Here is a 13,344-nt window from a genome sequence, read left to right as displayed (position 1 = left end):
CCTGTGTGGACGATGATGGCGCTCCGTCCGCCAGCAGCCGATGGGTTGCTGGCGGCGGGGTCGTTCGTGCTCGGCGTCGTCGTCGCGGTGACGCTCGAGTCGATCGACTTCGACGGCGAGCGAAGCGTGGACCTGTGGGCGGTCGTCCTCCTGGGTGCGATGTCGGTGCCGTTGCTGACCCGTCGGCGCTGGCCGATGCCCGTCATGGTCGCGGTCCTGGCCGTGTCGACGCCGTACCACGTCCTCGACTATCCCCATGAGGCCACGATGCCGGCCTCGTTGGTGGCGGCGTACACGGTGGCGCGCTACAGCGAGCCACAGCGGCGAGCCGTGGCCGCCCTGGTGGCGGTCGCCGCGGTGACCGTACCGGTCGTCGCCGACGAGGCGTCGGGTGCGCCTGGCGATGCCTTCCTCGGCGTCGGTTGGCTGTTCGTGGCGTTCTTCGCCGGGCTGGCAGTCCGCTTCTACCAGAACTGGACCGCTGCGGTCACCGCCCGGCTCGAGCTGGAACGCGCCGACGAGGTCGAGCGACGAGTTGCCGAGGAGCGGGTCGTGATCGCCCGCGAGCTGCACGACGTCCTGGCGCATGGGCTCGCGGTCGCGAACGTCCAGGCGTCGGTGGCGGCGCACCTGATCGACCAGCTGCCGGAGCGGGAACCTGATGCGTCGCTGGGTGAGCTGTCCAAGACGCTCCACGACCTGTCGGACACCAGCCGGACCACGCTCCACGAGCTGCGTACCGTGCTGAACGTGCTGCACCGTGGCGACGCCGAACCGATCGAGCCGGCGCCCCACCTCGGCGAGCTGCACCGCTTGGTGGAGACGGCCGAGGCGGCGGACGTCCGGGTCGACGTGGAGACGCACGGCCTGTCGGACGAGCTGCCCGCAACGGTCTCCGTCGTGGCCTACCGGATCATCCAGGAGTCGCTCACCAACGTCGTACGACACTCGGAGGCCAAGCACGCGAGCGTCCGCCTCGACCAGGATGACCAGCGGTTGCGGATCACGGTCATTGATCAGGGACCCGCGCGAGGGAGCTCATCCGAGACACCGCCCGGCTTCGGGATCGTCGGGATGACAGGGCGAGCCCAGGCCGTTGGCGGCGAGCTGTCTGCCGGGCCGGGGGAGTCCGGAGGATTCGAGGTGTGGGCGAGCCTGCCCATGCCGGAAGCCTGGCGGGTGTCGTCATGATCCGCGTCCTGCTCGCCGACGACCAGGCGCTGGTGCGCGGCGCGTTCGCATTGCTGGTCAACTCCGACGATGGGATGGAGGTCGTCGGTGAGGCCGGTACGGGCGACGAGGCGGTGGCGCTGGCCCGGGACCTGCATCCGGACGTCGTCCTGATGGACATCAGGATGCCGAACATGGACGGCATCGAGGCGACCCGGCAGATCGTCGCTGACGATGGATCCAGCGCCAGCAAGGTGCTGATCCTGACCACGTTCGAGACCGACGCCAACGTCATGCGAGGGCTTCGTGCGGGGGCGTGCGGATTCCTGCCCAAGGACACCCGTCCGGAGGCGCTGCTGGACGCCATCCGTACGGTCGCAGCCGGGGCATCGCTGTTGTCACCCGCCGCGACCAGGGCGGTCATCACCCGGGCGTTGAGCCGTCCGGAAGCGACGGAGCCCGAGCGACTGGCCAGCCTGACGGCACGCGAACGAGAGGTGCTTCAGCTGATCGCCCTGGGCCGGAGCAACAGCGAGATCGCAGACGAGCTGGTCGTCAGCCCACTGACCGCCAAGACTCACGTCGGCCGCATCCTCGCGAAGCTGGGAGCTCGTGATCGGGTTCATCTCGTGATCGCCGCGTATGAGGCCGGCCTGCACTGATCGAGCTGCGGTGGCAACCACACCAGTGGCTCCGGAACGCCTCAGGTTCGAGCTGGCCCGGCCACGTGCCGGCGCGTCTCACATGGTTCGGCGGACAGCCGGGATGACGATCCCGATGACTCCGCGCAACGTCGCCTTGAACATGTCGTAGAAGTCGAAGTAGTCGCGCCACAAGCTGATGCGTCCGTCGGCAACCTCGAACACACCGCACACCCAGAACTGAAGCCGCAGCGGGCCGAGCACGATCGCGTCTGTCCGTTCGTTGAGGACCGTGGATCCCTCGACGACGTTCCGGTGAAACTTCACCTCGAAGCGCGCCTTGCCTTCCATTCCCCGCATGAGCTTCGTGACTCGGAGGCCGCCGCGAATGGTGGGGAGGCCTACGTTCTGGTAGATGACGTCGTCAGAGAGCAGAGCCGCAAAGGTCTCGAAGTCCTGAGCCTGGAGCGCCTCAAGGAAAGACCGCACGATGTCGGCGTTGTCGACGGAGGTGTTCGTGCTGGGAGTCTGCTCTGTCATTCAGCCAGCGTAGTCATGTGCGGCCTGCGAAGGCGCCACGATCGCAACGTTGGCGCTCGGCCGCTAGACCAACGCCGGGACCGGCGCCCTCACGCGGGGAAGGACACACTGCATCGCGTCAGGGCCGTACATGTGGGGCCGGGAGGTGCGATGGCCTCGACGCAATGAAGCCTCGAGGCCATCGCACTCCTCTCCCGCCTCGACCCCAGGTCAGATCCCTCAGATGGTGGGGACGGTCCCGCCGTCGATGACGTACTCTGCTCCGACGATCGAGGACGCTCGGTCAGAGACCAGGAAACCGACGAGGTCCGCAATCTCCGCAGTGGACGAGAACCGTCCGAGAGGAACCCCTCCGAGGGAGTCGAGGATCGACTGCTTTGCTTCTTCTCGCGTCAGGTCGTTGCCCTGGGCAAGCCGGTCGACGAAGCCGTCGTAGGCCTCGGTCTCGATGCCACCGGGGCTGACGGCGTTGACGCGAATGCCATGTCGAGCCAGCTCGTTGGAGAGCCCCTTGCTGTACGTGCGCAGCGCGCCCTTGGCCGAGGCGTACGGCAAGGTGGCGTCGTGCAGCGGCATCTGACGCTGGATGGAGGTGACGTGCACGACCACTCCCGATCTTGCCTCGACCATGGCCGGCAACAAGACTCGATCCAGCCTGACCGCGCCCAGGAAGTTCAGGTTCAGCTCGGCCATCCATTGCTCCTCACTAGCCGCCGCGAATCCGCCCGGAGGGGTCGAGGAGCCGCCGACGACGTGCACCAGGATGTCGAGCGGACCTTGCCCGGAGATCCTGGCCGCGACGGCCTCCACTCCGTCCAGGGTCGAGGTGTCGGCCTCGATGAAGCGGTCCGGGTGCTCGAAGCCGACCGGCATCGTTCGCGCCGTGGTCCACACGTCTGCACCGAGCTCGCGCAGTCTCTCCACCACCGCCTTCCCCGACCCCCTGGACCCGCCTGTGACGAGCGCGCGCCGACCGTCGAGACGGTCGCGATCTGGCATGGACATGACGTTCTCCTTTGGTTGTGATGGGTCGCCCTGACGTCGGACGTCAGACCGTGATCTCCAGCTTCTGGATCACGCCGGAGGCCAGGGTGAAGAACATGCGGAGGTCGACCTCGCCGCCCGGGAAGTTGCCCGAGAGGTGCGTGTCGACCTGCCACACGTCGTCCGCCGGCCGAGAGGTGGAGTTCAGCGTCGTCTCCACCTCGTAGTCGTTCGCCGACTTGTCGAAGACCTTGAACGTCTCGTCGCGGCCCTCGAGCACCTCGCCGTTGTCGATGACGATGACGTCCTCGGGCAGGTACGTCATCGCCTCGGCGAAGTCCTGGACGACGTGGGCGCGGAGGTAGTTGGCCACGACCTCGGGGAGGTCGTCCCACGCGAATGCCTTCTTGTCGTTCATGATGTTGTTTCCTTTCGCTGATGTGGTCATGGCTCCACGGTGGGGCGTTCCGCAGCGGCAGGGTCAAGGACGGGACTCTCTCCCAGGGGGAGGGTGCAGACTGTTGTCATGCTGGCCATCGGTGAGTTCTCGCGCCTGACGCACTTGAGCGTGAGGACGTTGCGTCGCTATCACGAGGCAGGTCTGCTCGTTCCCGCTGCAGTCGACGGGTCGACGGGTTACCGCTCGTACAGCGGCGACCAGATCGCGACCGCGCAGGTGATCCACCGCCTCCGAGAGCTCGATCTTCCACTCGCGGACGTCCAACGCATCATCGAGTCGACCGACCCCGGCAACCGTGCTGCGCTGGTGTCCGAGCACCTGGCGCGATTGGAAGTCGAGCTGGACCGGACCAGGGCAGCAGTCGTGTCGCTGCGGCGCCTCCTCGCTCCCGACCCGGTACCCCTCACGGTCGAGCTGAGGGCTGTGCCGGAGGCCACGGTGGCTGCGATCGAGGACGACGTCGACAGCGACGCCATGAGCGCGTGGTACGCAGGAGCGCTGGCCGAGCTCAACGCTGCGGTCGGCAGCCAGACTGGGCCGGTGGGAGGGGTCTACGACAACGCCCTCTTCGAGGAGGGCCAGGGCCACGTGATGCTGCACGTGTCATCGACGGACCCTCCACATCGCGGGAGGGTGCGCCCGGTCACCCTGCCGGCGGTGGAGCTGGCCGTCGCGACCCACGTCGGTCCGCACGACCAGGCCGACGTCACATACGGGCAGCTCGGGACGTGGGTCGTCGCCAACGCGCTCGCGGTAGCAGGCCCAGTTCGGGAGACCTACCTCATCGGGCCTGCTGATGACCCAGATCCGAACGCTTGGCGCACAGAGATTGGATGGCCCATCTTTCGGATGTCCTGAGCCTGCGGGCGGCCATCGCCCCAGGCGGGCTGCGGTTCTCGGAAGACTAGATCGCCGATGCGCGGGCGCGCGGAGCTGAGTCCGGATAACCCAGAGGCGGTGGGAGGACGCTGGTTCTCATGCTGTGCGTTGCATCGAGATCCGAAAGCCCTGCATGTCCGAAGTCCTCGGATCCCCGAATCGCTAGGGTCGCATCATGCCTACGAGCAAAGCGCACTCGCGACCCACGTTGCTGTGGGTCGCGCTAGCGCAGTTCGCTCTGGAACATCAGACCGCCGATCAACCGAGTCCGAACCCAGTGCCGATCATTACCGCTTTGCGGGTGGACCATGGAGCCAGCATGTCACTTCGTCCGTGTGGCTGGGCGCAATCGCGACAATCGGCACCACCGCGCTCATCATCCATGCGACTCTAGATCGTCCCGACGGTTCGAGGCGGCGCCACCCGCCTATCCGCGGCGGAATGACGCAGAGCGAGCCGAGGCAATCGTGGACGCCTGCGCTGTCGTTGAGCGCGGCCGTCGTCAGATGTGTAGAGCTTCCCGCACCAGGTCGGCGACAAGCTCCGGCTGTTCGAGACCAGGCAGATGGGCCACATTCGGGAGGATGCGGGCGGGCCCCTGGCCGAGCCGCCGCGCGGTCTCCTCGTAGAACGGCAGGTCGGCCGGGATGTCCAAATCCCCCCACGTGACGAGGGCCGGGATGGAGATGTCCCCGAGCCTGGTCCAGGTGTCCACACCTGCTTCACCGGCATCGTCCGGCGCTCCAATGTCGAAGATGCGACGGTTCATCGCGTTGAACAGATCCCGTGGCGAGCCGCCGACCCGTCCCTCGACGGCAGCAGGTCCATCGAGCCAGAGGTGCGCGAGGGCCGCGATCCGATCCTCGACCTCCAAGGTGGCGTCGTCAACGCGCTGGAGGAGTGGCGCTGACGCAGGGTCGAGCCGCCAGTCGAACGGAGTGTTGAGGTCGGTCATACCGGAGACACCTGCGCCGATGAGGACCAGTCCGGAAACTCGAGAGGGGTGCAGCAACGCAGCGTCGAGGGCGAGCGCGCCGCCCATGGAATTGCCCACCAATAGCGCCTGGTCGATGCGCGGCCCCCGAACCGTGAGCACGTCCCGCCAGAGGCGGTGGCCACGCGGGAAGTCGCGGCGGAACGACGCAGGACGAGTTCGGCGGCTTTGGATCTCTCTGGATGCTGACCGAATGCGAACATGCCGGTGTGACACCTGTGGACGTCATTAGCAGCCGTCACGTAGGCGAGAAGGATGCATACACCACGCCCTCCCGCCCGTCAGCGACGATTCGGGGAGGCTCGCAGTTCGTGCGCCGGACGGCTGCATCCGTCCAGCCAACGCTCCTGCTAGGTCGGCATCTTGTCGGCGAGGATGTCGATCTTTTCGATCTGCGGCTCGGTGAAGAGCACTCCGGTGTTGGGTCCGAGAGCTTGGCCGACGCCGCCGGCGAGGTGGGCGTCCCGGGCCTCGTCGTCGGGGAACACGTCGTACACGCCGAACGTCGTCGGGCTGAACTGAATGGCGAACCAGGCCACTGTGCCCGGCTCCTCCATCACGATCGATCGCGCCTGGGTCAGGAAATCTGCGAGTTCGGACTCCTTGCCGGGCAGTGCTTCGAGACGCACGAGGAGAGCTTTGGTCACCATGGGTCGAGCTCCTTGCTTGATGGGACACGTCGCCGCCAGTCGGCTGCGAGTGGGTACCGATATACCCGTTACCGCCATGCTGTCCGGCGGGCCGGGTCTCCCGCATCCCGTGAACGGGTACACATGACGAGACGGATCACCTGGGCTCAAGCCCACGGACACGACGTTGCATCGCCAGCACGGTCAGCTCGACGCGGGAGTGGATGCCGAGCTTGGTGTAGATGTGCTTCAGGTGTGCATCGACGGTGTGCGGCGACACGGACAGCTGCTGGGCAATGCGCTTGTTGACCAGACCTTCGGCGACGAGTCCGGCGACCCGCAGCTCGGCGGGGCTGAGCGACGACCGTGCGCCAGTGACGCGCGCCGCGGATGCGGCCTCGTCCAGGGAGCGCCTATCCGGGTCGGCCACCTCGGCTACGTACTCCACCCGGGTCCTGAAATGCGGGTTGTCGAGAACGGTCTGGTCCAGCAGCACCACGGGGTGGGTCTTGAGCACGGCAACCAGCATCTCCAGACCAAAGCGCTGCAGGTCGTACAAACACACGAAGACCGCTGGTTTCTGGTCCACGACGTCGTTGAGGGCCGATTCGTACACGAAAAAGGCGTCGGCCCCATGAGGCTGGAGCAGCACCCCGGGCCACGGCATCTCCCCGGTGGTTCGCAGCAATCCCGAGCCACCGGCGACGACCGCGTCGAGGGACTCGGAGAGCACCGAGGTCATGTGCTCGACCGAGAAGCTCCCGGTGTCTAGGTAGACCTCCGATGCCGGGCGTACGTCGAACCGGTCCATCGGCGGGTCGACAACGTTGGCCTCGCTGATCGCCCGGGCTCGCACGGCTTCTGGCTCGAGGCCATCCACGAAACACATGCAGGTGTCGCCGTGACGAAGGCCCTCTCGGAGGAAGGGAAACAAGATGGCGTCCCGCTCGGCCGACCCGGAGTACAGAGCGCAGAGATGAGTCCCTGGCGGCAACGGGCGCACACCCGGGATACCAATGTCGACGAAGCCCATGTTGATCCCTTGCTCAGAAGGAGCGTACGCCCGCTGCTCCCCTCAAGCACTACTTCCAGGGATACCGACACAACCATCGCCGTCGCGGGCGCACACGTACCAGCGACTGCTGAAACATCTGAGAGAAGGCGAGAAGACCCATGTCCGCTCTGCTGGATGATCCTGTTAATCCTGTCGGTCGCGCGCGAGCCGTTTGCGGCGTTCCTCCTCTCGCTTGGAGTACGCGGCAGCACGAATCGCATCATCTGTCTCCAACCCGGAGCCGAGGCCACCGCCGACCGTCGCCGCTGATGCGACGAACCAAGCCAGCACGAGCAGATCGCGGTGACCTACCGACCGGTTGAGAGAGCCGCCCACGAGGTTCGGGTCGAGGATGAACAACGCCCACGCCAAGTTCACCATGTATAGGACGGCATAGCAGATGAGCACGCCGACCGTCAGCGTCAACAGGGTAGAGGTGTTGTAGAGGCGCGACCTCTCCCGCGCTTGAGGAGACTGGTCACGCGGCCTGTCCCACAGTTCCCCGTCGATCATCAGCCAGCCAACGACCAGGGCGACAGAGGCGACCGTCGCCACCACGAGGCGCCACCACGACAGCGAGTCGGCCAGCAGCCAGACAGTCGAGTTGATGGTGGCCACGGCACCGGTCGCCAGCGCCGCCACGAGCGCCGACTTCAGACCCGGCACCAGCATCCACGGGCGGTTGGCGATCACCATCCCGAGGAGCAAGCGCCATCGTCCCCAGCGATCGGGAAGGACGACGCGCTGCGCGCCGTCCGCCGTCGGGGGTGCTGACATGTCGCTCAGCAGGGCGCGCACCGCTCGACGTGATCGAGAGCGCATACGGACACCGCCCAGCGCGGGCAGTGAAAGCACCGCAGTCCGACGCTCCGGGTCGCTCTCGGCCACCAGGTGTCTCCCCTCGCGGTCGTGGAGTGGGAGCTCGGTCAGGCCGAGCACGAGATCCCAGTTGTGGTGCCGGGCTTGGTCCTGCAGTCGGTCGACCGCTGTGCCGACTTCCTCGGACCCGGTTGTGAACGGCTCACTCACGACGGTGATGTCCCACGACTCGTCCTCTTGGGACGGGCTCAGATCGGACAGCGTCCTTGCGATCGCGGTTGGCGCGGCTGGGTCTGCCACGAGACCCACACGAATGATTTTCACAGGGCACGACACCAAGCTCGGAGACGGTCGCTGTCCCAAGCGAGGGCCAGGTCGAACGCTTCGACCCACCCCGAGCCGTTGTCGACAGCGCCAGTCACATGAATTCGCCTCCGACGCGTTGGTCTTCACCGAGTGAGCAGTCGAGAGATGGGGCCTCCCAGCGGCCGCTGCCGCGGACTCTACCGCGCAAAATCCATCTTCGATAGACCGACAGAGGTCGATCGTCTCTCGCGGCCCGGGCCGTAAGAGCGTCGATGACAGCTTGCTGCCCTACTGCCGGCGAGGTGGTCGGTTAGCGGAAACGACGCAGCCGCCAATCTTGAACGGAGCGATCCCACGACCGCGGTGAAGTGACGTCACCGTGACGGGCTCGGTCTCTCACTCCTCCGACGAAGAACTCAGGACGTCTGCGTGAGGCTGACGAGCTCGTGCTGAGGGATGGGGCTGTCCCGGGATGACCGGCACGTGAGCTGGACGGGGTCGGTGCCTTTGCTCGTACGCACTTGCACCGCCCACTCGGCCCCATCGACGGCGAAGGTCGCATCAGTCAGTCCATCGGACACCCGGCGCGACACCAGGCGTACGGCGTCGTTGCGTGGCTCATCGAGGTGGCGGCGCAACGCGAGCTCGGCGAACTGCACCGGCATGGCGTACGACGAACGGCCGCGCAGGTGGTCGAGGTCGAGCTCCCCGACGGCGTGCCTGTCGGCAAGCGCGACGGCCGAATCGGCATCGACGCGGCCGTAGTAGAAGCCGTGGGGGAGCACCAGGAGGTTGCCGGCGAACCGGTCGCCGCCGATGTGCGAGACCTCCCACGTCTCCTCCGGGCGCGCCTCGGCTAGCGCCGCAGCGACAGGTCGACCACGCTCCGCGCAGCAGGCATCGTGACGCCCGTGGGTGCACACGCAGAAGAGCGTCCTGTCGGACGGATCCAGCCCCATCGACCGGCCCGCGCCCAGGACCGAGAGGTCAAGATCGAGCAGCTCATGAGGGTCACCAAGGAGGGCCGTCTCGACCCACGGTCGCGACGGGTGCGCGAACGCGGCGAAGACACGCGTAGTCGTGTCGTCGCTGCGACGATCGGGCCGGCGTATGAGCAACGGCCGGACGCGAGCCGCCGAGGCTGCACGAGCCAGGGACGCGCCGAGCCCGTCGGGCAGGCGAGCGTCTCGCAGGGCCTCCACACCCCAGGGACCCGAGTGCTCGACGAGCAGGAACGCCCGTACGTTCGACGCCGTGCCGGTCAACGGCTCGTCACGCTCGCCGCTGGCGATGGCGCAGCGGAACGCGGGGTCGCGTGACGTCACCGAGAGACCTCGAGGAGTCCTTCCCGGACCAGGCGGCGGCACAGCACGAGCCGGCTCTGAGGATCGAGGTGGTCGGCGAGATCTTGCGGGGTGAGCTCGCGTCGCGCCCGCAGCTCGTCGAGAGCGGGCCGCAGCCACGCCGGTACGTCGATCGAGCGGTCGCCGAGCAGGATGTCGATGCGGTCGCCACGCTCGATCAGCACGCAAGGGTGCCCGGGCCGCCGCCGCAGCATGGTCACGTCGTCGATGGCGTCGAGCGCGAGGACGTCATGGAGGCCGCCGGAGAGGCGGGGGTTGCGGCTGGTGAGGAACCGGCGCACCTCGGACTCGACGGCAGCGGTCGCGTCGACACCACGGATCTCGGTGGCCAGCGCCTCCAGGCGATCTGCGAGCTCGTCGGCGAGTGCTGCCGGATCCTCGAGATAGCCGGCGGGCAGGTGCGCGTCAGAGACTCCGCCGACGACGTCGGCCAGGCTCCGCTCCACCAGCCCGCGCCAGGTGAGCTGGTTGATGCCGACCGTGACGTGCAGCGAGACGGTGTCCTGGGCGCGCGCGGCGTGGGGGGTTCCGGTGGGCAGGTACATCGACAGGCCGGGCTCGAGCAGCACGTCCTCCGCACCGTCCGGGCCGTGGACCTCCCACTGCTTGGAGCCGGCGGTCTGGAACACGAAGACGTCGTGGCTGTCGCTGTGCACCGCGAAGCCCTGTGAGCCGGGCGGTGTGAGATAGGCGTTCGCCTGGCACGGGTGCCCCAGCTCGAGCTCGAGCTCGGCGATGAGGTTGGTGATCGGCTGCCAGTAGCGGTGCAGGCCCTGGAACACGATGGTCGCGCCATCGGCGAAGAGGGCGAGGGCCTTGCGTGAGTCGACCAGGCCGGTCAGCTGCTTGCCGGCGAGCGTGGCACCGCGGGTGTAGGCCGACTCGGGCAGGACGGCGCCGTCCTTGGCGAGCCGGACCGACGGTGTACGGATCGCTGACGACGTGAGCAGCGTGTCCACGTCGTCCAGCGACAGCAGGCCGATCAGGTCGTTCGGTTCGGCGCGATGGAGGTGCACCTGCGACGCCCAGACCTTCGAGAGGAAGGTCTGGGCGTCACCACTGAGCAGGTCGAGCGCTGATCCGGACACGGTCAGGACGCGTCGCCGTCCGTGCTGTCCGTGGCGTCGCCGTCGGTGGCGTCGGAGTCAGAGCCGTCCGAGTCGGTGCCGTCGGAGTCCGTGGTGTCCCCGTCGGTCGTGTCGGTGGCGTCACCGTCGGTGCCGTCAGCGTCGCCGCCATCGGTGCCGTCGGCGTCCCCGCCGCCGGCGGTCGGTCCGGCGCCCGGGCTGGTGACGAGCTCGTCGTCGGTGAGCGGCTCTTCGGGAGTGTTCGTCATGTGTCCTCCTGTGGCGAAGCGGATGACCGTCCAACGAGACGGCCTTTTCCCAGTCTGCTGCCACCTCGTCGGCGGGACAACCCGAGGAACCCGGTTGGGGATGCGGGTGCCCGTCACGCGAGGATGGAACCATGACTCTCAGCGCCGTCGCCGTCTTCTGCGGATCCAGCTTCGGCAACGAGCCGGCGTACGCCGAGGCGGCCCGGCACACCGGCCGTACGCTCGCCGAGCGTGGGATCACCGTGGTCTACGGAGGCGGGCACGTCGGTCTGATGGGCGCCGTCGCGGATGCTGCGCTGGAGGCCGGCGGCCAGGTCATCGGGGTCATCCCACGTCAGCTCGACGACCGCGAGCTGGCGCACCACGGCCTGACCGATCTGCACGTCGTGGAGTCGATGCACGAGCGCAAGGCATTGATGGCCGAGCTGTCGGACGCGTTCATCGCGCTGCCGGGCGGGGCCGGGACGCTGGAGGAGATCGCCGAGCAGTGGACCTGGGCTCAGCTCACGATCCACGCCAAGCCGTGCGGGTTCCTCGACGTGGCCGGGTTCTGGGCGCCGATGCGCGACCTGCTGGACGGGATGGTCTCGTCGGGGTTCGTGCGGCAGGAGCAATCCGGCATCGTGTCGTTCGCCGACGACCTCGACGCCCTGCTGACGATGCTCGAGGCGCCCCCGTCGTGGACCGACAAGTGGGGCCAGGCCACCGACGAGGTGCCCCAGCCGTGACGGCGCCCGTCATCCACGTGGCCGCAGCGCTCACCGTCGACGCCGACGGCCGCGCCCTCATGGTGCGCAAGCACGACACCACGGTGTTCATGCAGCCCGGCGGCAAGATCGAGCCCGACGAGAGCCCACTGGCGTGCCTGCGCCGCGAGCTGGTCGAGGAGCTGGGCCTCGACCTGCCAGCCGAGGCGTTCACGTGGGTCGGCACGTTCGAGGAGGACGCCGCCAACGAGCCCGGCCACCGGGTCCTGGCCGAGGTCTTCAGCCTGACGATCGATGCCGCGGCACCGGTCGTGGCGGCCGAGATCGCCGAGTGCATCTGGGTCGACCCGGCAGCGCCGGGGAGCATCGACCTGGCCCCGCTGAGCAGCCGAGCGCTGCTGCCGCTCCTGCTCGCCTAGCGCCGACGCAGGCGGTCGAGCGCTCGACGGTCCCGCTTGGTGGGTCGACCCGCGCCGCGGTCGCGCCGGGGCATGATCGCGACCTCCTCCTTCGGCGGTGGCGGCGTGTGGTCGTCGTAGCACTCGACCGCGATCGCCGCGCCGACGCGCTTGACGATGATCTTGGTGACGACAACGATGCGCAGGCCGCCCTCGGTCAGCGCCTCGATCCGGTCGCCGACCTTGACGGGTTGCGCGGGCTTGGCCTTGACGCCGTTGATGCGCACATGTCCGGCCTTGCACTCGTTGGATGCGATCGAGCGGGTCTTGTAAAGGCGTACGGACGAGATCCACACATCGGCACGTGCTGTCGCCGGTCCGGTCATGCCGTGCCCAGGGTGATGACGATCTCGTCGCCCTGGACAGCAGCTCGAGTCGACGTGAAGTCGGTGATGCGGGGGAGACCCTCGGCCTCCGTGCCGTCGTACGGGCCGACGACCACGACCTGCGCACCGGCGGAACGTCCCGACTCGATGCCGGCCGGCGCGTCCTCGAACACGACGGTTTCGTGCGGGTCGACCCCGAGCAGCTCGGCGGCCCGCAGATATCCCTCGGGGTCGGGCTTGCTGCGGGCGACGTCCTCGGCCGGTACGACCACCGGCGGCATCGGCACGCCCGCCTCGGTCATCCGGGTCTTGGCCAGCAGCAGGGGTGCGGACGTGACGAGCGCCGTGCGATCAGAAGGGACCGACTCGACGAACGCCGCCGCGCCGGAGATCTCGACGATGCCGCCCGGCGTCTCGATCTCGGTGCTGGCGAGCTCAGCAGCCAGGGCCTCGTGATCGAGGTCCGCTGGCGCGAACCGGTTGACGGTGCTGATGGTCTGCCGCCCGTGGGAGAACGCGAGCACGTCGGCGGTGACCAGGCCGAATCGCTCGGCGAACCGGGTCCAGATGGCCTCGACGACGGCGTTCGAGTCGACCAGGGTGCCGTCCATGTCGAAGATCACGGCACGGGCGCGGACCGTCTGCTCCATGCCGTCGATCCTCGCACGCGGCTGCAC

At 67.9% G+C, this 13,344-nt stretch carries 17 protein-coding genes; 5 read left to right on the top strand and 12 right to left on the bottom strand.

The genetic code is table 11. The features are described 5' to 3' along the window. Positions 1 to 12 precede the first annotated feature (12 nt). Together AB0N22_RS04960 and AB0N22_RS04955 are read left to right on the top strand one after the other, a co-directional pair. Entirely contained in the window at positions 13 to 1,191 is a 1,179-nt protein-coding gene (locus AB0N22_RS04960) for a histidine kinase (RefSeq protein WP_364639225.1), read from the top strand. Further along, entirely contained in the window at positions 1,188 to 1,832 is a 645-nt protein-coding gene (locus tag AB0N22_RS04955) for a response regulator transcription factor (RefSeq protein WP_364639223.1), read from the top strand. The genes AB0N22_RS04960 and AB0N22_RS04955 overlap by 4 nt, the downstream gene beginning before the upstream one ends. Positions 1,833 to 1,910: 78 nt before the next feature. On the opposite strand, the gene AB0N22_RS04950 is transcribed toward AB0N22_RS04955, so the two are convergent. From AB0N22_RS04950 to AB0N22_RS04940, 3 genes are all read right to left on the bottom strand, one after another. Beyond that, positions 1,911 to 2,351 carry a limonene-1,2-epoxide hydrolase family protein gene (locus AB0N22_RS04950; RefSeq protein ID WP_364636760.1) on the bottom strand — a complete coding sequence of 147 codons (441 nt, stop codon included), beginning with the start codon at positions 2,349 to 2,351 and terminating at the stop codon, positions 1,911 to 1,913. 219 nt (positions 2,352 to 2,570) lie between these two features. Then, positions 2,571 to 3,350 (bottom strand): SDR family oxidoreductase, encoded by a 780-nt coding sequence (locus tag AB0N22_RS04945; protein ID WP_364639220.1) that lies wholly within the window; start codon positions 3,348 to 3,350, stop codon positions 2,571 to 2,573. A 49-nt stretch (positions 3,351 to 3,399) separates the two neighbouring features. Further along, on the bottom strand, positions 3,400 to 3,783 hold the full coding sequence (locus tag AB0N22_RS04940) for a hypothetical protein (RefSeq protein WP_364636758.1): 384 nt from the start codon (positions 3,781 to 3,783) through the stop codon (positions 3,400 to 3,402). Positions 3,784 to 3,861: 78 nt separating this feature from the next. Here AB0N22_RS04940 and AB0N22_RS04935 point away from each other — a divergent pair, with 78 nt between their 5' ends. Further along, on the top strand, positions 3,862 to 4,653 hold the full coding sequence (locus AB0N22_RS04935) for a MerR family transcriptional regulator (protein WP_364636756.1): 792 nt from the start codon (positions 3,862 to 3,864) through the stop codon (positions 4,651 to 4,653). 523 nt (positions 4,654 to 5,176) lie between these two features. On the opposite strand, the gene AB0N22_RS04930 is transcribed toward AB0N22_RS04935, so the two are convergent. The 7 genes from AB0N22_RS04930 to AB0N22_RS04900 form a co-directional block, all read right to left on the bottom strand. After that, positions 5,177 to 5,884, bottom strand: a complete 708-nt coding sequence (locus tag AB0N22_RS04930; protein WP_364636754.1) for an alpha/beta hydrolase — start codon at positions 5,882 to 5,884, stop codon at positions 5,177 to 5,179. Positions 5,885 to 6,018: 134 nt separating this feature from the next. Further along, positions 6,019 to 6,318, bottom strand: a complete 300-nt coding sequence (locus tag AB0N22_RS04925) for an antibiotic biosynthesis monooxygenase (RefSeq protein WP_364636752.1) — start codon at positions 6,316 to 6,318, stop codon at positions 6,019 to 6,021. Positions 6,319 to 6,454: 136 nt separating this feature from the next. Next, entirely contained in the window at positions 6,455 to 7,330 is an 876-nt protein-coding gene (locus AB0N22_RS04920) for an MEDS domain-containing protein (protein ID WP_364636750.1), read from the bottom strand. Between the two features lie 165 nt (positions 7,331 to 7,495). Continuing rightward, positions 7,496 to 8,470, bottom strand: a complete 975-nt coding sequence (locus AB0N22_RS04915; RefSeq protein WP_364636748.1) for a hypothetical protein — start codon at positions 8,468 to 8,470, stop codon at positions 7,496 to 7,498. A 422-nt stretch (positions 8,471 to 8,892) separates the two neighbouring features. Next, positions 8,893 to 9,801, bottom strand: coding sequence for a sucrase ferredoxin (locus tag AB0N22_RS04910; protein WP_364636746.1), 909 nt, complete (start codon positions 9,799 to 9,801; stop codon positions 8,893 to 8,895). Beyond that, entirely contained in the window at positions 9,798 to 10,928 is a 1,131-nt protein-coding gene (locus tag AB0N22_RS04905) for a cupin domain-containing protein (RefSeq protein ID WP_364636744.1), read from the bottom strand. Before AB0N22_RS04905 ends, AB0N22_RS04910 begins: the two co-directional genes overlap by 4 nt. A gap of 2 nt (positions 10,929 to 10,930) precedes the next feature. Beyond that, positions 10,931 to 11,176 carry a hypothetical protein gene (locus AB0N22_RS04900; protein WP_364636742.1) on the bottom strand — a complete coding sequence of 82 codons (246 nt, stop codon included), beginning with the start codon at positions 11,174 to 11,176 and terminating at the stop codon, positions 10,931 to 10,933. A 131-nt stretch (positions 11,177 to 11,307) separates the two neighbouring features. Between AB0N22_RS04900 and AB0N22_RS04895 the strand changes: the two genes are divergently transcribed. Then, positions 11,308 to 11,904: a TIGR00730 family Rossman fold protein gene (locus AB0N22_RS04895; protein WP_364636740.1), complete on the top strand. Its 597-nt coding sequence runs from the start codon at positions 11,308 to 11,310 to the stop codon at positions 11,902 to 11,904. After that, positions 11,901 to 12,302 (top strand): NUDIX domain-containing protein, encoded by a 402-nt coding sequence (locus AB0N22_RS04890; protein WP_364636738.1) that lies wholly within the window; start codon positions 11,901 to 11,903, stop codon positions 12,300 to 12,302. The genes AB0N22_RS04895 and AB0N22_RS04890 overlap by 4 nt, the downstream gene beginning before the upstream one ends. On the opposite strand, the gene AB0N22_RS04885 is transcribed toward AB0N22_RS04890, so the two are convergent. Both AB0N22_RS04885 and AB0N22_RS04880 read right to left on the bottom strand, forming a co-directional pair. Further along, positions 12,299 to 12,667 carry an RNA-binding S4 domain-containing protein gene (locus AB0N22_RS04885; RefSeq protein ID WP_364636736.1) on the bottom strand — a complete coding sequence of 123 codons (369 nt, stop codon included), beginning with the start codon at positions 12,665 to 12,667 and terminating at the stop codon, positions 12,299 to 12,301. The two genes, AB0N22_RS04890 and AB0N22_RS04885, sit on opposite strands and share 4 nt — an antisense overlap. After that, positions 12,664 to 13,317, bottom strand: coding sequence for an HAD-IA family hydrolase (locus tag AB0N22_RS04880; RefSeq protein ID WP_364636734.1), 654 nt, complete (start codon positions 13,315 to 13,317; stop codon positions 12,664 to 12,666). The genes AB0N22_RS04885 and AB0N22_RS04880 overlap by 4 nt, the downstream gene beginning before the upstream one ends. Between the last annotated feature and the right edge of the window lie 27 nt (positions 13,318 to 13,344).

The sequence above is a fragment of the Aeromicrobium sp. NPDC092404 genome (assembly GCF_040684095.1).
In the GTDB taxonomy this organism is placed as follows: Bacteria; Actinomycetota; Actinomycetes; order Propionibacteriales; family Nocardioidaceae; genus Aeromicrobium.
The sequence above is the reverse complement of the archived record's forward strand: the minus strand, read 5'-3'. Positions and strand labels throughout refer to the sequence as shown.